The following is a 23599-nucleotide window of genomic DNA, read 5'->3' as shown; positions in this document are numbered from 1 at the left end:
GCTGCTTTCAATCCACATAATCAGCGTTAAACTATTCATACCATTATTTTAGGGAGAAACGATGATGCGCGTACTGGTTGTCGAGGATAATGCTTTATTACGCCACCACCTCAAGGTTCAGTTACAGGATTTAGGGCATCAGGTGGATGATGCAGAAGATGCGAAGGAAGCGGACTATTATCTGAATGAGCATCTGCCGGATATCGCGATCGTTGATTTAGGGCTCCCCGATGAAGATGGTTTGTCGCTAATCCGCCGCTGGCGCAGTAATGAGGTTTCGCTGCCAATTCTGGTATTAACCGCGCGCGAAGGCTGGCAGGACAAAGTGGAAGTCCTCAGTGCAGGCGCTGACGATTATGTCACCAAACCATTTCACATCGAAGAAGTGGCTGCACGCATGCAGGCACTGATGCGTCGAAACAGCGGTCTGGCATCGCAAATTATCTCCCTTCCGCCTTTTCAGGTGGACCTCTCCCGACGCGAGTTATCCGTCAATGATGAGGTTATCAAGCTCACGGCGTTTGAATATACCATTATGGAAACTCTCATCCGTAATAATGGCAAAGTGGTCAGTAAAGATTCGCTCATGTTGCAGCTTTATCCGGATGCCGAGCTGCGCGAAAGTCACACTATTGATGTCCTGATGGGGCGTCTACGTAAAAAAATTCAGGCGCAATATCCGCATGAGGTGATCACTACCGTACGTGGACAAGGCTATCTTTTCGAACTGCGCTAATGAATAAACTATTGCGTCATTTTTTCCCGTTATCGCTGCGGTTACGCTTTTTACTGGCCACCGCGGGCGTGGTGTTGGTGCTGTCGCTGGCCTACGGCATGGTTGCCCTGGTGGGCTACAGCGTCAGTTTTGATAAGACAACGTTCCGCCTGCTGCGGGGCGAAAGTAATCTGTTTTATACCCTGGCGAAATGGGAAAACGGCAAGATTAACATCGAGCTGCCCGAGAACCTCGACATGCAAAGCCCAACAATGTCGCTGATTTACAATGAAGCGGGTGAACTTCTGTGGGCGCAGCGCAATGTTCCCTGGCTGACGAAAAGTATCCAACCGGACTGGCTAAAAACCAACGGATTTCATGAGATTGAAGCCAACGTAGACGCTACCAGCACCCTACTGGGCGAAGATCACTCCGCGCAGCAGCAGTTAAAAGAAGTCAGAGAAGATGACGACGACGCCGAAATGACCCACTCCGTGGCGGTAAACGTCTACCCTGCTACTGCCAGAATGCCGCAACTGACCATTGTGGTTGTCGATACCATTCCAATAGAGCTAAAGCGCTCGTATATGGTCTGGAGCTGGTTTATTTATGTGCTGGTCGCCAATCTGTTGCTGGTCATTCCGCTGTTATGGGTGGCCGCGTGGTGGAGCCTGCGGCCGATTGAATCGCTGGCGCGTGAAGTCCGTGAGCTTGAGGAACATCATCGTGAGATGCTAAACCCCGCCACCACACGCGAATTGACCAGCCTGGTTCGTAATCTCAATCGGCTGTTAAAAAGCGAACGTGAGCGTTATGACAAATACCGCACCACGTTAACAGACCTCACCCATAGTCTGAAAACACCACTGGCGGTATTGCAGAGTACTCTGCGCTCAATGCGTAATGAAAAGATGAGCGTCAGCGACGCAGAGCCTATCATGCTGGAACAAATCAGCCGTATTTCCCAACAGATAGGCTATTACCTGCATCGCGCCAGCATGCGTGGCAGCAGTGCCCTGCTCAGCCGCGAACTGCACCCGATCGCGCCGTTGCTGGATAAACTGACCTCGGCACTGAATAAGGTGTATCAGCGTAAAGGCGTCAACATTAATCTCGATATCTCACCTGAAATCAGCTTTGTGGGCGAACAGAATGATTTTGTCGAGGTGTTGGGCAACGTACTGGATAACGCCTGTAAATATTGTCTGGAGTTTGTCGAGATTTCAGCGCAACTGTCTGAGGATCAGCTGCATATTCTGGTTGAAGATGATGGTCCTGGTATTCCGCAAAGCAAACGGGAAGTAGTGTTTGACCGTGGACAGCGCGTAGATACGCTACGTCCAGGACAAGGCGTCGGTCTGGCGGTGGCGCGAGAAATCACCGAACAGTATGACGGGCAGATTATTGCCGGTGATAGCCTGCTGGGTGGCGCGCGCATGGAAGTTATTTTTGGCCGCCAGCAGCCGGGCCAGAAAGACGAGTAATCGTCGCATGTAATAAATATGTACTGACTTCACGCTTGAGGTTAAGTATCCGTTATAATCGGTTGCAGATACCAGCCTGCGGGATGCTCATTATGGAATACCAACTCACACTTAACTGGCCCGATTTTCTTGAACGCCACTGGCAGAAACGCCCGGTGGTCTTAAAACGCGGGTTTAACAATTTTATTGATCCTCTCTCTCCTGACGAACTGGCTGGACTGGCAATGGAAAGCGAAGTCGACAGCCGACTCGTCAGCCACCAGGACGGAAAATGGCAGGTTAGCCACGGTCCCTTCGAAAGCTACGACCATCTTGGCGAGAACAACTGGTCTTTGCTGGTGCAGGCGGTCAACCACTGGCACGAGCCAACTGCCGCGCTGATGCGCCCGTTCCGTGAATTACCGGACTGGCGCATCGACGACCTGATGATTTCTTTCTCTGTCCCCGGCGGCGGCGTTGGCCCGCACCTGGATCAGTACGATGTATTTATCATTCAGGGAACAGGTCGTCGTCGCTGGCGCGTAGGTGAAAAACTGCAGTTGAAACAACACTGCCCTCACCCGGATCTCCTTCAGGTCGACCCGTTCGAAGCTATTATCGATGAAGAGCTGGAACCCGGCGATATCCTGTACATTCCACCGGGATTCCCGCACGAAGGTTATGCGCTGGAAAACGCGATGAACTATTCGGTCGGTTTCCGTGCGCCAAACACTCGCGAGCTGATCAGCGGGTTCGCCGATTACGTTTTGCAACGCGAACTGGGTAGCACCTATTACAGCGATCCGGACCTGCCGCCGCGCGATCATCCGGCCGACGTTCTGCCGCAGGAGATGGATAAGCTGCGCGAAATGATGCTCGGGCTGATTAATCAACCAGAACATTTCCAGCAGTGGTTTGGCGAGTTTATTTCTCAGTCTCGTCATGAACTGGATATTGCCCCGCCGGAGCCACCGTATCAGCCAGACGAAATTTACGATGCCCTGAAGCAAGGTGACGTGTTAGTGCGTCTGGGCGGATTGCGTGTATTGCGTATTGGCGACGACGTCTACGCTAACGGTGAGAAAATTGATTCACCGCATCGTCCTGCCCTGGAAGCGCTGGCCAGTCATATTGTGTTGACGGCTGAGAACTTTGAGGATGCGCTGGAAGATCCTTCTTTCCTTGCCATGCTTGCCGCGCTGGTCAACAGCGGGTACTGGTTCTTCGAAGGATAATGCGAAGTGTGCCTGATGCGACGCTACGCGTCTTATCAGGCCTACTGGAGTGTAATAATGTAGGCCGGATAAGCGAAGCGCCATCCGGCAACTACACATACTTCATTTTTGTTGCGCGGCCAGTTCAGCAATACGCACAATCACTTGTACCGCTTTTTCCATTCCTTCCAGGGTTACAAACTCATGTTTACCATGATAGTTGTAGCCGCCGGTGAACAGATTCGGACACGGTAATCCCATAAACGACAGCTGCGCGCCGTCAGTGCCGCCACGGATCGGTTTCAGCACCGGCTCAATATCGCAATCGCGCATCGCCTGCTGGGCGATATCCAGTACGTGCGGATGCTCAATCACTTTTTCGCGCATATTGTAGTAACTGTCTTCAATCACCAGTTCGATATAGCAGTCGGGGTGTAACCCTTTACCGACCTTCTTGGCGATATCCATGATCTTGCGTTTACGCGCTTCAAACTGCTTACGGTCAAAATCACGAATAATGTAGTGCATATCCGCCCGATCGACCGTCCCTTTCATGCTCGCCAGATGATAAAAGCCTTCGTAGCCTTCCGTCTTTTCCGGGCTTTCATCTGCCGGAACCTCTGCATGAATACGCGCCGCCAGCGACAGCGCATTCACCATCACTCCTTTTGCGGTGCCGGGATGCACATTGTTGCCAACAATTTTAATATTAACCGACGCGGCGTTGAAGTTTTCAAACTCCAACTCACCTACGCCACCACCGTCAACGGTATAGGCCCACTGCGCATTGAATGCCGCAACGTCAAAATGCTTCGCCCCTTTACCCACCTCTTCGTCCGGCGTAAAGGCCACGCGGATATCACCGTGCGGAATATCTTTTTGGATAAGCACAGCCAGTGCGGTCATGATTTCCGCCACGCCTGCTTTATCATCCGCGCCCAGCAACGTTTTACCGTCTGTGGTGATCAGCGTCTGACCCAGAAGTTGATGCAGCACCGGGAACATCACTGGCGATAAAACTTCATCACCAATGCCTAACGCAATATCGCCACCGCGATAGTTTTCAACAATTTGCGGATTGACATTTTTACCACTGAAATCCGGTGAGGTATCCACATGGGAAATAAAGCCGATCGCAGGAATATTGCCAGCAACGTTAGCGGGTAACGTTGCCATCAGCGTGCCTTTATCGCTCAGTGAAATATTAACCAGCCCCATCTCTTCGAGCTGTTGTTTGAGCAGTTGTAATAATTTCCACTGTCCTTCGGTGCTGGGTACCTGCCGCACGCCCGATTTTGATTGGGTGTCCAGCGACACGTAGTGTAAAAAACGCTCAAGTAGTTTATCCATGCAGTCACCCTCACTTTTTGTGACAACATTATCAATAAGCAACAAAAGACAAATATTGCGTCAGGTCACTTTTATCCCCGCAAGTGAGAATATTTCGCCCTGACATCCCCTCTGACTATAGGGCTAAGTCAGTAATTCGCAACAAGGATTGGCGATTACAATGGTTTGCCGTAGAATAACGGCCCTCATTAAGAGTCATCAAGGTGGTTAACCACAAACCCCGCATCGGTCAGCCATCCGTTGCGTTTACATGGGACAGAGTAAAAAATTGAATAAACAACCGCGTTCGCTTTCTCCACTGGTGCAATTAGCGGGAATTCGCAAAAGTTTCGATGGCAAAGAGGTGATTTCCAGCCTGGATTTGACCATCAATAATGGCGAGTTTCTTACGCTGCTTGGCCCCTCTGGCTGCGGTAAAACAACCGTTCTTCGCCTGATTGCCGGTCTGGAAACGGTTGATTCCGGTCATATTATGTTGGACAACGAGGACATTACTCACGTTCCAGCGGAAAACCGCTACGTGAATACCGTCTTCCAAAGCTATGCGTTATTCCCCCACATGACCGTATTTGAGAATGTGGCCTTTGGTTTACGCATGCAAAAAACTCCCGCAGCCGACATTTCTCCCCGCGTTACCGAAGCCCTGCGCATGGTGCAACTGGAAGAGTTCGCCCAGCGAAAACCGCATCAACTTTCCGGCGGCCAGCAGCAGCGCGTAGCGATTGCCCGAGCTGTGGTCAACAAACCCCGCTTACTCTTGTTAGATGAATCCCTCTCTGCGCTGGACTACAAACTGCGTAAGCAGATGCAGAATGAACTGAAAGCTCTGCAGCGTAAGCTTGGTATCACTTTTGTCTTTGTCACACACGATCAGGAAGAAGCGCTGACAATGTCTGACCGCATCGTGGTGATGCGCGATGGTAAGATTGAGCAGGACGGTACACCGCGCGAAATCTACGAAGAGCCCAAGAATCTGTTCGTCGCCGGGTTTATCGGCGAGATCAATATGTTTAACGCCACAGTGATTGAACGTCTGGATGAACAGCGTGTTCGTGCTAACGTTGAAGGCCGCGAGTGCAATATTTATGTCAACTTCGCGGTGGTTCCCGGACAAAAGCTGCACGTCCTGTTACGTCCTGAAGATTTGCGCGTAGATGAAATCAACGATGATAATCATATCGAAGGCCTGATCGGCTACGTGCGCGAACGCAACTACAAAGGCATGACGCTGGAGTCGGTTGTGGAACTGGAAAATGGCAAGATGGTGATGGTCAGCGAATTCTTCAATGAAGACGATCCTGACTTTGACCACTCTCTCGACCAGAAAATGGCGATTAACTGGGTAGAAAGCTGGGAGGTCGTACTGGCTGATGAAGAACACAAGTAAATTCCAGAGTGTGGTGATCGTCACCATTGTCGGTTGGCTTGTGTTATTTGTCTTTCTGCCCAACCTGATGATCATCGGTACCAGCTTTTTGACCCGCGACGATGCCAATTTCGTCAAAATGGTCTTTACGCTGGAGAACTATACGCGCCTGCTCGATCCGCTCTATTTTGAGGTGCTAGTTCACTCCCTCAATATGGCGCTGATTGCCACGCTCGCCTGTCTGGTACTCGGCTACCCGTTTGCCTGGTTTTTGGTGAAACTGCCGGAAAAAGTGCGCCCGCTGCTGCTGTTCCTGCTGATTGTTCCGTTCTGGACCAATTCACTTATTCGCATCTACGGACTCAAAATTTTCCTCAGTACCAAAGGCTATCTCAACGAGTTTCTGTTATGGCTCGGGGTTATCGATACACCCATTCGCATCATGTTTACCCCCAGCGCGGTGATTATCGGCCTCGTTTACATCCTGCTACCGTTTATGGTGATGCCGCTCTATTCCAGCATTGAAAAGCTCGATAAACCGCTGCTGGAAGCCGCACGCGATTTAGGTGCCAGTAAACTTCAGACCTTCACCCGCATCATTATTCCGTTGACGATGCCGGGGATTATCGCCGGATGCCTGCTGGTCATGCTGCCCGCAATGGGGCTGTTTTACGTTTCCGACTTAATGGGCGGCGCGAAAAACCTGCTGATTGGCAACGTGATTAAAGTTCAGTTCCTGAACATCCGTGACTGGCCGTTTGGTGCAGCCACCAGCATTACGCTGACCATCGTGATGGGTCTGATGCTGCTGATCTACTGGCGTGCCTCGCGCTTGCTGAACAAGAAGGTGGAACTCGAATGATCGGTCGACTGCTCCGCGGCGGTTTTATGACCGCTATCTACGCGTATCTGTATATTCCAATCATCATTCTGATTGTGAACTCCTTTAACAGCTCGCGCTTCGGCATCAACTGGCAGGGTTTTACTACCAAATGGTACGGCCTGCTGATGAATAACGACAGCCTGTTGCAGGCGGCGCAGCACTCGCTGACGATGGCGGTGCTATCCGCCACGTTTGCCACCTTGATCGGCTCACTCACTGCGGTTGCGCTGTACCGCTACCGTTTTCGCGGTAAACCGTTCGTCAGTGGCATGCTGTTCGTGGTGATGATGTCGCCAGATATTGTGATGGCAATATCTCTGCTGGTGCTGTTTATGCTGATCGGCATTCAACTGGGTTTCTGGTCGCTGTTGTTCTCACATATCACTTTTTGTCTGCCTTTTGTGGTGGTGACAGTTTACTCACGCCTGAAAGGTTTTGATGTACGCATGCTTGAGGCTGCTAAAGATTTGGGTGCCAGCGAAGTAACTATTCTGCGCAAGATTATACTGCCACTGGCTATGCCTGCGGTGGCTGCGGGTTGGTTGCTGAGCTTTACGCTGTCGATGGATGATGTCGTCGTTTCGTCCTTCGTTACCGGACCGGGTTATGAAATTTTGCCATTAAAAATCTACTCAATGGTCAAAGTCGGCGTATCACCAGAGGTGAACGCGCTGGCGACCATTTTGTTGGTTCTGTCGCTGGTTATGGTGATCGCCAGCCAGCTTATTGCACGTGATAAAACCAAGGGCCGCTGAGGCCCTTAATTCAGGGGACGTTAAATGATGAAAAAATGGTCACGCCACCTGCTCGCGGCGGGTGCTCTGGCACTGGGCATGAGCGCCGCTCACGCGAATGACAACAACACGCTCTATTTCTATAACTGGACCGAGTATGTCCCGCCAGGACTGCTGGAACAGTTCACCAAAGAGACCGGCATTAAGGTTATCTATTCGACCTACGAGTCGAACGAAACCATGTACGCCAAGCTCAAAACCTATAAAGACGGCGCATATGATCTGGTGGTTCCGTCCACCTATTACGTCGATAAAATGCGTAAAGAAGGCATGATCCAGAAGATCGACAAGTCGACGTTGACCAACTTCCACAACCTCGATCCGGAAATGCTCAACAAGCCGTTTGACCCGAACAATGACTACTCCATCCCGTATATCTGGGGTGCGACGGCCATTGGCGTAAACAGCGATGCTATCGATCCGAAAACCGTCACCAGTTGGGCCGATCTATGGAAACCGGAGTACAAAGGCAGTCTGCTGTTAACGGATGATGCGCGTGAAGTGTTCCAGATGGCGCTGCGCAAGCTGGGATACTCCGGCAATACTACCGACCCGAAAGAGATTGAAGCCGCCTATAACGAGCTGAAGAAGCTGATGCCTAACGTCGCGGCGTTTAACTCTGACAACCCGGCCAACCCGTATATGGAAGGTGAAGTCAATCTGGGGATGGTATGGAACGGCTCCGCGTATGTTGCGCGTCAGGCAGGTACACCGCTGGAAGTGGTATGGCCTAAAGAAGGTGGCATTTTCTGGATGGATAGCCTGTCTATTCCGGCTAACGCGAAAAACAAAGAAGGTGCGCTGAAGCTGATTAACTTCCTGCTGCGCCCGGACGTGGCGAAAGAAGTTGCGGAAACTATTGGTTATCCGACGCCAAACCTGGCAGCACGTAAGCTGTTAAGCCCTGAAGTCGCAAATGATAAAACCCTGTACCCTGACGCAGAAACCATCAACAAAGGGGAATGGCAGAACGACGTCGGTTCCGCCAGCGCTATCTATGAAGAGTATTATCAGAAGCTGAAAGCAGGACGCTAATTGCCCTCCTCTTAGGCCGGATAAGACGCGCCAGCGTCGCATCCGGCGCATCATCACTGCCCGATGGCGCTGCGCTTATCGGGCCTACGCCATCCGTGTTCACAGACCTTTCAATAACTTCTCAACAAACTCTGGCACCACCTGGCTTGCCGGACCGTAATACTTCTCTTCAAACTCGCTGCCAACCTGGCTCGGTTCGAGATTTAGTTCTACCGTATGTGCCCCATGCAGTCGCGCCTCATGCACAAAACCCGCAGCCGGATAAACATGTCCCGATGTGCCAATCGCAATGAATACATCCGCCATTGCCAGCGCCATGTAAATTTCATCCATGCCCAGCGGCATTTCACCAAACCACACCACGTGTGGTCGCAGCGGTGCCGGAAATTGACAGCAGTGACATTTATCTTCCGGGGTCACATCGTCCTTCCATTCCAGAATCTGCCCGCTTTGCGAGCAGCGAACCTTGAGCAGTTCGCCGTGCATATGGATAACGTTCTGGCTGCCCGCACGCTCATGCAGGTTATCAATGTTCTGCGTCACCAGTAAAAAACGGTCGCCCAGTTCGGCTTCGAGTTTTGCCAGTGCGATATGCGCCGCGTTGGGCTGGATTTCTGGCTGTTGCAATTGATGGCGACGGGCGTTATAAAACGACTGAACCAGTTCCGGGTTTCGACTAAATCCTTCCGGAGTCGCAACGTCCTCAACCCGATGTTCTTCCCAGAGACCATCCGCCGCGCGGAAGGTTCGAATTCCTGACTCAGCGGAGATTCCCGCTCCCGTCAGTACCAGCACTCTTGGTTTTTCCATCAATTCCGGCACCACTCTGTCTCTGAAAAAGATTCGTTGACGCAGGCGATCGCGCAAATGGCGTTTATTTTTACGAAAGCGGCTTAACCGATGACCCCGACGCGACAGCATAACAACCTCTTTGTATTAATCGGTAAGATGTAGGAAAGCAGCCCCGCGCATCCCGCCGGCATCACCGTGCCGTGCCTGCTCAATACGCGGTACCCGGGCAACCGGCAACAGATGACGTGGCAGTCGGTCCGTCAGTTGCGTCGTAATAGCGGTAAAATTCGATAAGCCTCCGCCAATCACCACCAAATCAGGATCGACGATAGTCAGGATATTCCCAAGACACACCGCCAGCAAATCCAGATAGCGTTCTACGTGTGCACGCGCATGTTCATCGCCCTGCTCCCACAACGCGATAATTTCACGGGCATCCAGCGGTTGATGGTAGTAATGCTGATACAACCACGCAAATCCACCGCCGGAAAGATAGCTTTCGATGCATCCCAGTTGGCCGCATCCGCAGCGGCGCAGCGGGAAATCAAAGCCCATCAGCGTCAGCGCATCAACCGGCAAACGAATATGACCAAACTCGCCGGTGATATAGCTGCGTCCGGTGATGGATTTCCCGTTAAGCACCAGGCCGCCGCCAACGCCCGTACCGAGGATCAACCCCATCACCAGCGGATATTGGGTAAACTCGTCATCCCAGGCTTCGGAGAGAGCAAAACAGTTCGCATCGTTATCCAGACGAACATCGCGGTCAAGGCGAGCGCTAAGATCTGCGCGGAGCGGTTTGCCACTAGCGGCAGGAACGTTGGCCGCGTACAACGTGCCGTCTTCCGTTTCCGGCATGCCAGGAATCCCGATACCGACCGAACCTTTGATACCAAAACGCTGGTCAGCTTCCGTCACCAGATTGCAGACCGCATCAAGGAAAGCGTCGTAGCTGTCGCGAGGTGTAGGGACGCGAGTTTCCCATTGCAGACGACGTTGCTTATCAAACACGCCCAGCGCAATTTTGGTCCCGCCGATGTCAAATCCGTAATACATCACCGCTCCTTGATACACGTCATCCTTCAAGATGCCTCTGCGTTGGCTACGCCTTGATGCAGCATGAATGCTGTCGTGTATTATTGTTGTTATTGGCCGCTAAGTACTCTCGCAGGATCAATATTGCTGGCGCGACGCGCCGGATACCAACTTGCCAAAAGACTCAGCACGAGTGCTGTCACCAGCACGTAAATCACATCCAGCCAGTGTAATTCCGATGGCAGGAAGTCAATGAAATAGATATCGCCGGACAGGAACTGATGACCGATAAGCGCCTCGATTCCGTTGATGATCGGCGTCAGTTGCAACGAGACAACCACCCCGATGACGACGCCTATCAGGCTACCGAACAGACCCGCCAGCAGGCCGTACCAGACAAAAATGGCACGGATCAACCCATCTTTCGCCCCGAGGGTTCTTAATACCGCAATATCGCCGCTTTTGTCTTTTACCGCCATCACTAACGTGGAAACGATATTAAAGCAGGCCACACCAATCACCAGCACCATCGCCAGATACATAATGGCGCGAATCATCTGGATATCGCGATACATATAGCCGTAAGTACCGATCCAGCTCTTAATATAAACATAGTTATTGGTGACTTCACCCGCGTCCCGCACCAGCTTATTGGCGTTAAACACGTCGTTAACCTTCAGCGCAATCCCGGAAACGCTGGTTCCCATATCCAGATATTGCTGCGCATCTTCCATTGGGATCATGGCAAAGCTGTGATCGAGCTGACCGCTCAGCTGCAGAATTCCCGTTACGTGCAAACGCACGCGTTTAGGCTGCTGTAATTTATGATCCGCGCTGGCGTTAGGGATCATAATCGACACCCAGTCGCCCTGCTTCACCTTCAGCGCATCGGCAATCCCCTTACCAATGATGATTTGTTGTTCACCGGCTTTAAAATTATCCCAGGCGTGGTTTTGCACGAAGGATGGCAGTGCGCTTAAACGCTGTTCCTGTTTCGGGTCAACGCCCTTCACCTGCACCGCGCGTAAGTTCGCCCCGCTCTCTACCAGTCCGGTAAAGTTGATATAAGGCGCCGCGGCGACAATACCCGGCACTTTTTGTACTTTGTCGAGCGCTTCCTGCCAGTTATTCCACGGCTGATTTACGGCTTCAATCTCTCCGTGTGGGACTACGGCCAGAATACGGTTGTTCAGCTCACGCTCAAATCCGTTCATGGCACTTAAACCAACGATCAACACCGCCACACCCAACGCGATGCCAACGGTGGAAATCACAGATATCAGCGAAACCATACCGCCGCGCCGCCGACCACGGCTAAAGCGCAGACCAATCAATAACGATAAAGGCGAAGCCATTACTCAGCTCCCATCAGGCTCAGTTCAGCCGTCAGGCGACCATCGCGCATTTCAAGCTGGCGGCTCATCCGCTTCGCCAGTTGCAGATCGTGCGTCACCACCAGAAATGCCGTGCCCTGAGAGCGGTTCAGCTCGCCCAGAAGCTCGAAAATGCTATCCGCGTTACGCGCATCCAGGTTACCCGTTGGCTCATCCGCCAGGACCAGACGCGGGTTATTCACCAGCGCACGAGCGATGGCCACACGCTGGCGTTCGCCGCCAGACAGTTCAGACGGGCGATGACTGGCACGATGATCCAGTCCTACGGCTTTCAGCATATCCCGTGCACGCTCGGTTATTTCAGCCGGTTTTTTCTTGCCTATCAGCAGCGGCATCGCTACGTTTTCCAGCGCGGTAAAGTCCGGCAGTAAATGGTGGAACTGGTAAATAAAGCCCAGCTTCTGATTACGCAGTTCCGCTTTCGCCGCCGACGAGAGCTTGCTCATTGGCTGACCGCTAAAAATGACGTCGCCGGAAGTCGGGGTATCCAACCCGCCTAACAGATGCAGCAGCGTACTCTTGCCGGAGCCAGAGCTGCCGACAATCGCCATCATCTCACCTTCGCCGACGCTAAAACTGACATCGTGCAGGACATCGGTCTGCACAGTGCCTTCCTGATAGCGTTTGCACAGGTTGTCGCATTGCAACAGGATCTTATTCATAACGTAAAGCCTCAGCGGGTTGAGTGGCGGCAGCGCGCCAGGAAGGATAAAGCGTAGACAGCAACGCGATGGCCATCGCCACCAGCGCAATGACGATAACCTGCAGCGGCTCAATAGCGACCGGCAGCGCCGCACCATCCAGCAGCACACCAATAATTGGCATCAAATTGTTCAGTTGGCTGGCGAGCAATGCGCCCAGCACCGCGCCAAGCAGCGCGCCGATAATCCCGGCACTGGCCCCCTGAACCATAAACACCATCATTATCTGCCGCGGCGTTAGCCCCTGCGTTTGTAGAATCGCCACTTCCCCTTGCTTCTCCATTACCATCAGACCCAGCGAGGTAATAATATTAAAAGCCGCCACAGCCACGATCAGGCTAAGCAGTAGCCCCATCATGTTCTTCTCCATGCGCACGGCCTGGAACAGTTCCCCTTTGCGCTCGCGCCAGTCCTGCCATTTGGTGCCCTGCGGCAGCGTTTGCTGGCTCAGCGTATCAACTTTTAACGGTTCGTTCAGCCACAGACGCCAGCCGGTAATATTGCCCACCGGATAGCGCATCAGGCGGGAAGCATCCTGAATGTTGGTTAGCATCTGGTAGCCGTCTACTTCGCTGTTGGCGGCGAAGGTGCCAATCACCGTAAACAGACGCTGGCTCGGCAAACGTCCCATCGGCGTAAACTGGCTGGCCGAAGGCACCATCACGCGAATTTGATCGCCACGGTTCACGCCCAACTGCCCGGCAAGCTGCTCGCCGAGGATGACATTATACTTACCCGGTTGCAGATCTGTTTGCTTCACATTGACCAGATACGGCGTTAACGGATCTTTTTGCGCCGGATCGATACCGAGCATCACGCCGACCGCCACGCTACGCGCGCTTTGCAGCACCACATCTCCCGTAGTTATGGGTGCAACTCGGTTGACGCCGTTCAACACCACCGCTTTTTCCGGCAGTTGTTGCGGGTTGAGGGAACCCTGTTCAGACGAGAGGACGGCCTGAGGCATCAGGCCAAGAATATTGTTTTGCAGCTCGCGCTCAAAACCGTTCATCACCGACAACACCGTGACCAGCGCCATCACCCCGAGGGTAATGCCAATGGTGGAGAGCCAGGAAACGAAGCGACCGAAGCGATCTGCTGCACGCCCACGCATATAACGCAGGCCGATGAATAGAGCGACAGGTTGGTACATGAAATCCGTCTGGTTGCTGTTAGCAAAGTCACGAGTATATAAGCGAAAGCGGAATGGGTAAATGACTGAACCGTAAGTGTTCGTCAGCACTATTCCTAAAAGTATAAATAAATCAATTCGCTAAAGCTGTCCCTCTTCCCTTCCATCCTGGACCCTGATCTTTATCTTAAAAAATCAAAATGCAGACAGTTACGCATTACAGCGCACAGCAGGTTGCGCAGGATGGCAGGCTATAACCAACAATATGGATACGCCGTCTCGATGAATAAAAAAGAACCATGGATTAATCAAATCAAAGGGTTATGTATCTGCCTGGTGGTGATTTACCACTCGGTAATCACATTTTACCCGCACCTCACTACTTTTCAGCATCCGCTTTCAGAGCTGCTGAGCAAATGCTGGATTTACCTCAATTTGTACCTGGCGCCGTTTCGCATGCCGGTCTTTTTCTTTATTTCGGGATATCTGATCCGTCGCTACATTGATAGCGTCCCGTGGACCACCTGCGTGGATAAACGGATCTGGAGTATTGCCTGGGTGCTGATACTCTGGGGTGTGGTGCAATGGCTGGCGTTAGTGACGCTCAATAACTGGCTGGCCCCACAGCGCGATCTGAGCCATGCTGCCAACGCCGCTTATGCTGGTTCGATCGCAGATTTTACCCACGGGATGCTGACCGCCAGTACCAGCTTGTGGTATCTGTACGCGCTGATTGTCTATTTTGTTCTGTGTAAAATTTTCAGCCGTTGGGCAGTGCCGCTGTTGGCGTTATTTGTGGCGCTGAGCGTGACGATCAACTTTGTCCCGACGCCGTGGTGGGGAATGAACAGCGTGATTCGCAATCTGCCCTGGTACAGCCTCGGTGCATGGTTTGGCGCAACGCTGATGGTATGGATTAAGGAGGTGCCCCTGCGCCGCCATGCGCTCATTGTTCTGGTTAGCGCAATCGCCGCCATCGTCGCGTGGCTGGCAAATGTCTCACTATTACTTTCTCTTCTTTCCATTGTGCTGATCATGAAGCTGTTTTATCAATTTGAGCTGCGCTTTGGTATGCGCGAGTCCGGCCCGTTAAGCGTGATTGGTGCCAATACCATCGCCATCTACACCACCCACCGAATTCTGGTTGAGCTATTCAGCCTAACGCTAATCCCCAACATTAATCATGCCGCCTGGCCTGCATATGCAGAGCTGGCCCTGCTGCTGGTGTATCCATTCGCCTGCCTGCTGCTGTGCACCTTGTTTGGCCTGTTGGTGCGTAAAATTTCACAAAAAACAGTGGCCGACCTGCTTTTTTCCCCGCCTTCATTATCGGTCGTTTCGCGCTAACCCCAACGCGCTTTTTGCCCCCATCAGGGGGCGAATCAATTTGCTTATGAGAAACGATCACGGATAATAAAGAACATTGCTTATCAGATGTATATCTAAACGAGAACCTGACAACCGAATGCCTGAACAACATCGTTACACGCTCCCAGCGAAAGCTGGCGATCAGCGCCAGTTGGGTGAGCTTACCGGTGCCGCCTGCGCAACGCTGGTCGCCGAAATCGCCGAACATCACGCCGGTCCAGTGGTGCTGATCGCGCCGGACATGCAAAATGCTTTGCGCCTGCATGATGAAATTCGTCAGTTTACCGACCAGATGGTGATGAACCTGGCCGACTGGGAAACGCTGCCCTATGACAGTTTTTCTCCCCATCAGGAGATTATCTCTTCGCGTCTCTCTACGCTGTATCAACTGCCTGCCATGCAGCGAGGCGTGCTGATCGTTCCGGTAAATACCCTGATGCAGCGTGTCTGTCCGCACAGCTATCTGCACGGGCATGCGCTGGTCATGAAAAAAGGTCAGCGGCTTTCGCGCGACGCCCTGCGCGAACAGCTGGATAGCGCTGGCTATCGCCATGTTGATCAGGTCATGGAACACGGCGAATACGCCACGCGCGGCGCGTTGTTGGATCTGTTCCCGATGGGCAGCGAGTTGCCTTATCGTCTGGATTTCTTTGATGACGAAATCGACAGCCTGCGTCTGTTTGATACCGACACCCAGCGCACGCTGGAAGAAGTCGATGCCATTAATTTGCTTCCCGCGCACGAATTCCCGACTGACAAAACGGCCATCGAGCTATTCCGTAGTCAGTGGCGCGATACCTTTGAGGTTAAACGCGACGCCGAACATATTTATCAGCAGGTCAGCAAAGGCACGTTACCTGCGGGTATTGAATACTGGCAACCGCTGTTTTTCAGCGAGCCGCTGCCGCCGCTGTTCAGCTACTTCCCTGCCAATACGTTATTGGTCAATACCGGTGATATCGAGACCAGCGCAGAACGCTTCCAGGCCGATACCCTGTCACGCTTTGAAAATCGCGGTGTTGATCCAATGCGCCCGCTTCTGCCGCCGGAATCGCTGTGGCTGCGGGTTGATGAGCTGTTTTCTGAACTTAAACGCTGGCCGCGCGTTCAACTGAAAACCGAGAGTCTGGCGAACAAAGCTGCGAATACCAACCTCGGGTTCCAGAAGCTGCCGGACATCGCCGTGCAGGCACAGCAAAAATCACCGTTAGATGCGTTACGTAAATTCCTTGAGGGCTTTACCGGCCCGGTGATTTTCTCGGTCGAAAGTGAAGGCCGACGTGAAGCGCTTGGCGAGTTGCTCGCTCGTATCAAAGTGGCACCGAAGCGGATATTGCGACTCGATGAAGCCGTAGATAACGGTCGTTATCTGATGATTGGCGCAGCTGAGCACGGCTTCATCGATAGCAACCGCAATCTGGCACTGATTTGTGAAAGCGATCTGCTTGGGGAACGCGTGGCGCGTCGCCGCCAGGATTCGCGTCGCACCATCAACCCGGATACATTAATTCGTAACCTTGCAGAGCTGCATCCCGGTCAGCCGGTAGTGCATCTGGAACACGGCGTGGGTCGCTATGCCGGGATGACCACGCTGGAAGCGGGCGGTATCACCGGTGAATATCTGATGCTCACCTATGCCAACGATGCCAAACTGTACGTGCCGGTGTCGTCACTGCATCTGATCAGCCGCTATGCAGGCGGTGCAGAAGAGAATGCACCGCTGCATAAACTGGGCGGCGATGCCTGGTCACGCGCCCGACAGAAAGCCGCTGAGAAGGTGCGCGATGTCGCGGCAGAGCTGCTGGATATTTATGCCCAGCGCGCGGCGAAAGAAGGCTTTGCCTTTAAGCATGACCGTGAACAGTATCAGCTGTTTTGCGACAGCTTCCCGTTTGAAACCACGCCTGACCAGGCGCAGGCGATCAACGCTGTACTCAGCGATATGTGCCAACCTCTGGCCATGGACCGCCTGGTGTGCGGTGACGTCGGTTTTGGTAAAACCGAAGTCGCGATGCGCGCCGCTTTCCTTGCCGTAGAGAACCACAAACAGGTTGCCGTGCTGGTTCCGACTACCCTGCTCGCACAGCAGCACTTCGACAACTTCCGCGATCGTTTTGCCAACTGGCCGGTACGCATTGAGATGTTGTCCCGTTTCCGTAGCGCCAAAGAGCAAGCGCAGATTCTGGAACAGGTTGCCGAGGGGAAAATTGATATTCTCATCGGTACGCACAAACTGCTGCAAGCGGATGTGAAGCTAAAAGATCTGGGTCTGCTAATTGTCGATGAAGAGCACCGTTTCGGCGTTCGCCACAAAGAACGCATTAAGGCGATGCGCGCGGATGTCGATATTCTGACCCTGACGGCAACGCCTATTCCGCGTACGCTCAATATGGCGATGAGCGGCATGCGCGATCTGTCGATCATCGCCACGCCGCCCGCTCGTCGTCTGGCGGTCAAAACCTTCGTGCGCGAATACGACAGCCTGGTGGTACGCGAGGCGATCCTGCGTGAAGTTCTGCGCGGGGGACAAGTTTATTATCTGTTTAACGACGTCGAAAATATCCAGAAAACCGCTAACAGATTAGCGGAACTGGTGCCGGAAGCGCGTATTGGCATCGGCCACGGGCAAATGCGCGAGCGCGAGCTGGAACGCGTGATGAACGATTTCCACCATCAGCGTTTTAACGTGCTGGTGTGTACCACCATTATCGAAACCGGGATCGACATTCCGACCGCCAACACCATTATCATCGAACGTGCCGATCACTTTGGTTTAGCGCAATTGCACCAGCTACGCGGTCGTGTGGGACGCTCACACCATCAGGCGTACGCCTGGCTGCTGACGCCGCATCCAAAAGCAATGACCACCGACGCGCAAAAGCGTCTGGAAGCCATCGCTTCGCTGGAAGATTTGGGTGCAGGATTTGCGCTGGCGACCCACGACCTTGAAATTCGCGGCGCCGGGGAACTGCTGGGTGAAGATCAAAGTGGTTCCATGGAAAGCATCGGCTTCTCGTTGTATATGGAGCTGCTGGAAAATGCTGTCGATGCGCTCAAGGAGGGACGCGAACCGTCACTGGAAGATCTCACCAGCCAGCAAACCGAAGTTGAATTGCGTATGCCGTCTCTGCTGCCGGATAACTATATACCGGATGTTAACACCCGACTATCGTTCTACAAGCGCATTGCCAGCGCGAAAGGCGAAAACGAACTGGAAGAGATTAAGGTCGAGCTGATAGATCGTTTTGGCCTGCTGCCCGACCCGGCCCGTACGTTGCTGGATATCGCTCGTTTACGCCAGCAGGCGCAGAAACTGGGGATCAGAAAGCTCGAAGGTCATGACAAAGGCGGTACCATCGAATTTGCCGAGAAAAACCACGTCAACCCGGTCTGGCTGATTGGTTTACTGCAAAAACAACCGCAACACTTCCGTCTGGACGGCCCAACCCGACTGAAATTTATGCAGGATCTGGGCGAGCGTAAAACGCGGATCGACTGGGTCCGCCAGTTTATGCGTCAGCTTGAAGAAAACGCCGTAGCATAGTGAACAGGCCGGGTGAGCACACCACTCACCCGGCCTGATGAATTTACAAACTCTTTGCACTTCCCTGCACTTCCAGACACAGCAAACCGCCATAATTCGCGTTTACTTTTACATAATAAAAACCACGTAAAAACAATGGATTTATGGTGATGTTAAACAATAAACGACTCTCTCGCTGGCTCGCGTTTTTTACGCTGGCAGCGACCTTCGCGTTAGCACTTCCGGCTCAGGCAAACACCTGGCCGCTGCCACCGCCGGGAAGCCGTCTGGTGGGCCAGAATACCGTTCACGTTGTTGAAGACAATGGCGGTTCTCTGGAGGCGATTGCGAAAAAATATAATGTCGGCTTTTTAGCGCTGCTGCAGGCCAACCCCGGCGTTGACCCTTACGTACCACGTCCGGGCAGCGTGCTGACTATACCGTTACAAACTCTGCTACCTGACGCCCCGCGCGAAGGTATTGTTATCAACCTCGCCGAACTGCGTCTTTATTATTACCAGCCGGGGACCAATTCGGTGACCGTTTATCCTATTGGTATTGGCCAGTTAGGTGGTGACACGCTGACGCCTACGATGGTAACCACCATTTCTGATAAACGCGCCAACCCCACCTGGACGCCGACGGCAAATATCCGCGCGCGATACAAAGCAAACGGAATTGACCTGCCTGCCGTTGTACCTGCCGGTCCGGATAACCCGATGGGCCATCATGCAATTCGCTTAGCGGCATACGGCGGCGTTTATCTGCTGCACGGCACCAATGCTGACTTTGGCATCGGCATGCGCGTCAGTTCCGGCTGTATTCGTCTGCGCGACGGTGATATCGAAACCCTGTTCCGTCAGGTAACGCCCGGAACTAAGGTCAATATTATCAATACGCCGATCAAAGCATCCGTTGAGCCTAACGGCGTGCGGCTAGTAGAAGTACATCAGCCGCTGTCCGAAAAAATCAATGACGATCCGCAACTGTTGCCAATCGTGTTGAACGCGTCCATGCAGACATTTAAAAATGCGGCGCAAACAGATACCGCCGTCATGGATCATGCGATGGAGATTCGCTCAGGCATGCCGGTCGATGTGACCCGTCATCACGACGTTGCTCAACAACCGCTGTAAACGTAGCGTATTAAAAAACCCCCGCTGGATTTTATTCCGCGGGGGTTTTTTATTTAACTCGCAGTGGCATTGCGATGGGTTAAATCTTATTTGTAGATAACAGCAGTCCCATGAAGGGTGTTAGGACCGGTAACGGAAGTAATACGGAAAGACTTCGCACCCATCTCATCGGCTTTCTGCGCCAGTTGGTCTTCCAGTGAACCTAAGTTAGTCCCCGCATTCGCAGAAATAGTACCGACTTTCTCTTGACCCGCAGGTGTGGACTGAACTTCAACAGCGGCGAAGCTTGCAAATGACAGTGAGCTAAGAACAGCAGCAACAAACAGGGTTTTTACGTTTTTCATGATAGTGACCTTTAGCAGATGAATGGGTGTCGGAAAGATTAACTTAACGATCGATAGGTAAATCATAGATGTGATCCAGGTCACACGTCAATACTTTTTTATAATGATCGTTATATAAAATATAAAGGTCTTATTTTTCATGACAATAGATATAATTTATTTTTATCGTGAATCCGCTGGAGTGTGCAGTCGAATATTTTTATAATGGTTGTTCAATAAACCCAACAAAGGTACATCGGCGCCATGACAACTGAAACGACAGGTTGTGCAAAAAAAAGCCGTGGCCGACCAAAAGTGTTCGACAGGGAAGCCGCGCTTGATAAGGCCATGACACTCTTCTGGCAGCACGGATATGAAGCGACCTCGCTCGCCGATCTCGTAGAAGCTACCGGCGCAAAAGCGCCCACGCTGTATGCGGAGTTCACCAATAAAGAAGGGTTGTTCCGTGCCGTACTGGACCGCTACATCACCCGCTTTGCGGCGAAACACGAAGCCCAACTGTTTTGTGAAGAAAAAAGCCTTGAGTCCGCACTGGAAGACTATTTCACCGCCATAGCGACCTGCTTTACCAGCAAGGACACCCCGGCGGGATGTTTCATGATTAACACTTCTGCGACGCTGGCAGCCTCTTCCCGTGATATTGCGCACACGGTGAAATCCCGCCATGCAATGCAGGAACAGACGCTTACTCAGTTTCTTCATCAACGTCAGCAACGAGGTGAAATCCCCGCCTACTGTGACGTGCAAAAACTGGCTGAATACCTGAACTGTATTTTACAAGGTATGTCGATCAGCGCCCGTGAAGGTGCAACGTTTGAAAAACTGATGCAGATCGCACGTACCACCCTGCGGCTGTGGCCCGAACTCGTCAAAGCTTAACCCTTTCCCGCAATTCCCCCGCTGTACTAACACCCCCGGGAGCTGATAAAGCCCCCGGTTAGATTCCCGTTCCATTGTCCCTACATTTCTCATTGTTTTCATCGTGTTATCCGATCATTTTTTGTAAAGGGTATTGATAACGACAATTGTTATCAGCAATATTCGCATTTGTTTTAATGCCTGTTTCACAATGTAACCATCGGTTTCTCTACCGCCATAACAAAAACAGATCGACTCTTTTTAAAAGGAATACAAATGAATAAGCGTCTCTGGGTGCTCAATCCTCTCCTGTTGTCTTTAACCCTCCCGGCCATTGCGGCTGAGGAAGAGAACCTCATCGTCAGCGCCAACCGTAGCCAACGCACCGTGGCAGAAATGCCGCAAACGACCTGGGTTATTGAAGGAAGCGAGATTGAACAACAGGTTCAGGGGGGGAAAGAGTTCAAGGATGTTCTTGCTCAGTTAATCCCAGGAATCGATGTCAGTAGCCAGGGGCGTACAAACTACGGCATGAACATGCGTGGTCGCGCCATTGTCGTGCTCATTGACGGTGTCCGTCTGAACTCCTCGCGAACCGACAGCCGTCAGCTTGACTCCATTGACCCGTTTAACATTGCGCACATTGAAGTCATTTCAGGCGCAACCTCACTTTATGGCGGTGGCAGTACCGGCGGATTAATCAACATCGTCACCAAAAAAGGCCAGCCGGAGCGTGAAGTAGAACTCGAACTGGGGAGCAAAAGTGGCTTCAACAACAGTAACGATCATGATGAACGCGTTGCCGCGGCGGTGAGTGGAGGAACAGATCGCGCTTCCGGGCGTATGTCCGTCGCGTATCAACGATTTGGCGGCTGGTATGACGGTAATCACGATGCCCTGCTGCTGGATAACACCCAAACCGGGCTACAGCACTCCGATCGTCTGGACGTGATGGGCACCGGGACGATTGAACTTGACGACGACCGTCAGTTGCAACTGGTTACACAGTATTACAAGAGCCAGGGGGATGATGATTACGGGCTGGATCTCGGCGAGAACATGTCCGCCGTAACCGGAAACGGTAAAGCTTATACCAGCAGCGGACTGAATTCCGATCGTATTCCCGGAACCGAACGTCATCTGATCAGCCTGCAATATTCAGATGCGGATTTTTTCGGCCAGAACCTGGTCAGCCAAATCTATTACCGCGACGAATCGCTGAAATTCTATCCTTTCCCGACGCTCAGCAAAGGTAAGGTCACCAGTTTCTCCGCATCACAGCAGGACACAGACCAGTTTGGCGCCAAAATTACCCTCAACAGCCAGTTGATGGATAACTGGGAGCTGACGTGGGGTATCGATGCCGATCACGAGACCTTCGATTCCAATCAGAAATTCTTCGATCTGGCCTGGTCCCTGCCCTCCGGCGGCATGGATAACCGCACCGCTTATACCACCGGGCGTTACCCCGGTTACAGCATCACGAACTTTGCGCCTTTCCTGCAAAACAGCTATGACATTAACGACATCTTTACCCTCAGCGGCGGCGTGCGCTATCAATGGACCGAAAACAAGGTTGATGATTTCGTTGGCTATGCTCAACAGCAGGGAATCGCGACCGGGCTTGCGAACTCTGCCGATACCATTCCGGGCGGCAAAACCGATTACGATAATTTCCTGTTCAACGCCGGTATCCTCGCCCATCTGACTGACCGTCAGCAAACGTGGTTTAATTTCTCTCAGGGCGTGGAGCTTCCGGATCCAGGGAAATATTACGGTAACGGCACCTATTCGCTGGTTGGCGATCATTACCAGCTCCAGCGCAGCGTCAACGTGGCGGATTCACGTCTGGAAGGGATTAAAGTTAACTCGTACGAACTGGGATGGCGCTACACCGGCGATAGTCTGCGCACGCAACTGGCCGCTTACTACTCGACTTCGGATAAATCGATCGTTATCAACCGCAGCGATATGACCATTAACGTTCAACCCGACGATCGCCGCATTTATGGCCTTGAAGGCGCGGTGGATTATTTCATTGCGGATACGGACTGGAGCCTGGGCGGCAACTTCAATGTTATTAAATCGGAAGTGAAACAGAACGGTAAATGGCAAAAATGGGATGTGACTCTGGCCTCACCGTCGAAAGCAACCGCATGGGTCGGCTGGGCACCAGAACCGTGGACCTTACGCGTACAGAGCCAGCAAACATTTGATCTGACCGACGCCAGCGGCAATAAGCTGGATGGCTATAACACCATGGACTTTATCGGCAGCTATCAGCTCCCGTTGGGTAAGCTGACCTTTAGCGTGGAAAACCTGCTGAATGAAGAGTACACCACGCTGTGGGGACAACGTGCGCCACTGCTGTACAGCCCAACCTACGGCAGTCCGTCACTGTATGAGTACAAGGGCCGGGGCCGCACCTTTGGTCTGAACTATGCCTTAACCTTCTGATAAAAAAAGCCCCCCAGCCTGAGCGAATGGGGGGCTAAT

19 protein-coding genes are annotated in these 23599 nt (G+C 52.5%); 12 read left to right on the top strand and 7 right to left on the bottom strand.

Features of this window, described 5'->3' with window-relative positions; translation table 11 throughout:
- Nucleotides 1–64 precede the first annotated feature (64 nt).
- From phoP to roxA, 3 genes are all read left to right on the top strand, one after another.
- Nucleotides 65–736, top strand: coding sequence for a two-component system response regulator PhoP (gene phoP, locus G4551_RS09710; RefSeq protein WP_003030783.1), 672 nt, complete (start codon nt 65–67; stop codon nt 734–736).
- Nucleotides 736–2199 carry a two-component system sensor histidine kinase PhoQ gene (phoQ, locus tag G4551_RS09705; RefSeq protein ID WP_003841868.1) on the top strand — a complete coding sequence of 488 codons (1464 nt, stop codon included), beginning with the start codon at nt 736–738 and terminating at the stop codon, nt 2197–2199. Before phoP ends, phoQ begins: the two co-directional genes overlap by 1 nt.
- A 92-nt stretch (nt 2200–2291) precedes the next feature.
- Complete coding sequence (roxA, locus tag G4551_RS09700) at nt 2292–3413, top strand: [50S ribosomal protein L16]-arginine 3-hydroxylase (protein WP_003030786.1); 1122 nt, start codon at nt 2292–2294, stop codon at nt 3411–3413.
- A 102-nt stretch (nt 3414–3515) separates the two neighbouring features.
- Here the strand turns inward: roxA and pepT are convergent, their stop codons facing one another.
- The gene (gene pepT / locus G4551_RS09695) at nt 3516–4742 is read right to left on the bottom strand and encodes a peptidase T (RefSeq protein WP_003841866.1); all 1227 of its coding nucleotides are present in this window, start codon (nt 4740–4742) and stop codon (nt 3516–3518) included.
- 250 nt (nt 4743–4992) lie between these two features.
- Between pepT and potA the strand changes: the two genes are divergently transcribed.
- From potA to potD, 4 genes are read left to right on the top strand one after another with little or no spacing between them, the layout of a single operon-like run.
- Nucleotides 4993–6129 (top strand): spermidine/putrescine ABC transporter ATP-binding protein PotA, encoded by a 1137-nt coding sequence (gene potA / locus G4551_RS09690; RefSeq protein ID WP_003030791.1) that lies wholly within the window; start codon nt 4993–4995, stop codon nt 6127–6129.
- On the top strand, nt 6113–6970 hold the full coding sequence (gene potB / locus G4551_RS09685) for a spermidine/putrescine ABC transporter permease PotB (RefSeq protein WP_003030793.1): 858 nt from the start codon (nt 6113–6115) through the stop codon (nt 6968–6970). Before potA ends, potB begins: the two co-directional genes overlap by 17 nt.
- Entirely contained in the window at nt 6967–7746 is a 780-nt protein-coding gene (gene potC, locus G4551_RS09680) for a spermidine/putrescine ABC transporter permease PotC (RefSeq protein ID WP_003030794.1), read from the top strand. Before potB ends, potC begins: the two co-directional genes overlap by 4 nt.
- Before the next feature lie 27 nt (nt 7747–7773).
- Entirely contained in the window at nt 7774–8820 is a 1047-nt protein-coding gene (gene potD, locus G4551_RS09675) for a spermidine/putrescine ABC transporter substrate-binding protein PotD (RefSeq protein WP_003030797.1), read from the top strand.
- Nucleotides 8821–8919: 99 nt separating this feature from the next.
- On the opposite strand, the gene cobB is transcribed toward potD, so the two are convergent.
- The 5 genes from cobB to lolC form a co-directional block, all read right to left on the bottom strand.
- Nucleotides 8920–9741, bottom strand: a complete 822-nt coding sequence (gene cobB, locus G4551_RS09670; RefSeq protein ID WP_003030799.1) for a Sir2 family NAD+-dependent deacetylase — start codon at nt 9739–9741, stop codon at nt 8920–8922.
- Between the two features lie 15 nt (nt 9742–9756).
- The gene (gene nagK / locus G4551_RS09665) at nt 9757–10668 is read right to left on the bottom strand and encodes an N-acetylglucosamine kinase (RefSeq protein WP_003030802.1); all 912 of its coding nucleotides are present in this window, start codon (nt 10666–10668) and stop codon (nt 9757–9759) included.
- Nucleotides 10669–10757: 89 nt separating this feature from the next.
- Nucleotides 10758–12002, bottom strand: a complete 1245-nt coding sequence (gene lolE / locus G4551_RS09660) for a lipoprotein-releasing ABC transporter permease subunit LolE (RefSeq protein WP_003030804.1) — start codon at nt 12000–12002, stop codon at nt 10758–10760.
- Nucleotides 12002–12703: a lipoprotein-releasing ABC transporter ATP-binding protein LolD gene (lolD, locus tag G4551_RS09655; protein ID WP_003030805.1), complete on the bottom strand. Its 702-nt coding sequence runs from the start codon at nt 12701–12703 to the stop codon at nt 12002–12004. Before lolD ends, lolE begins: the two co-directional genes overlap by 1 nt.
- Entirely contained in the window at nt 12696–13895 is a 1200-nt protein-coding gene (gene lolC / locus G4551_RS09650; RefSeq protein WP_003030806.1) for a lipoprotein-releasing ABC transporter permease subunit LolC, read from the bottom strand. The genes lolD and lolC overlap by 8 nt, the downstream gene beginning before the upstream one ends.
- A 261-nt stretch (nt 13896–14156) precedes the next feature.
- Between lolC and G4551_RS09645 the strand changes: the two genes are divergently transcribed.
- From G4551_RS09645 to ldtC, 3 genes are all read left to right on the top strand, one after another.
- A complete protein-coding gene (locus G4551_RS09645) occupies nt 14157–15221 on the top strand; it encodes an acyltransferase family protein (RefSeq protein WP_032941296.1) in 1065 nt (354 codons plus the stop codon).
- A gap of 118 nt (nt 15222–15339) precedes the next feature.
- Nucleotides 15340–18786: a transcription-repair coupling factor gene (mfd, locus tag G4551_RS09640; RefSeq protein WP_003841855.1), complete on the top strand. Its 3447-nt coding sequence runs from the start codon at nt 15340–15342 to the stop codon at nt 18784–18786.
- A gap of 149 nt (nt 18787–18935) precedes the next feature.
- Nucleotides 18936–19901, top strand: a complete 966-nt coding sequence (gene ldtC / locus G4551_RS09635) for a L,D-transpeptidase LdtC (protein WP_003841853.1) — start codon at nt 18936–18938, stop codon at nt 19899–19901.
- An 86-nt stretch (nt 19902–19987) separates the two neighbouring features.
- On the opposite strand, the gene bhsA is transcribed toward ldtC, so the two are convergent.
- On the bottom strand, nt 19988–20245 hold the full coding sequence (bhsA, locus tag G4551_RS09630) for a multiple stress resistance protein BhsA (RefSeq protein ID WP_003030810.1): 258 nt from the start codon (nt 20243–20245) through the stop codon (nt 19988–19990).
- Nucleotides 20246–20488: 243 nt separating this feature from the next.
- On the opposite strand from bhsA, the gene comR reads away from it, so the two are divergent.
- Both comR and G4551_RS09620 read left to right on the top strand, forming a co-directional pair.
- Nucleotides 20489–21124: a TetR family copper-responsive transcriptional repressor ComR gene (gene comR, locus G4551_RS09625; protein ID WP_003030812.1), complete on the top strand. Its 636-nt coding sequence runs from the start codon at nt 20489–20491 to the stop codon at nt 21122–21124.
- A gap of 255 nt (nt 21125–21379) precedes the next feature.
- The gene (locus tag G4551_RS09620) at nt 21380–23560 is read left to right on the top strand and encodes a TonB-dependent siderophore receptor (RefSeq protein WP_003841852.1); all 2181 of its coding nucleotides are present in this window, start codon (nt 21380–21382) and stop codon (nt 23558–23560) included.
- The last annotated feature ends 39 nt before the right edge of the window (nt 23561–23599 follow it).

Source organism: Citrobacter freundii ATCC 8090 = MTCC 1658 = NBRC 12681 (assembly GCF_011064845.1).
Taxonomy (GTDB): domain Bacteria; phylum Pseudomonadota; class Gammaproteobacteria; order Enterobacterales; family Enterobacteriaceae; genus Citrobacter; species Citrobacter freundii.
Note: the sequence above shows the minus strand (reverse complement) of the source record. Positions and strands in the feature narration are given on the sequence as shown.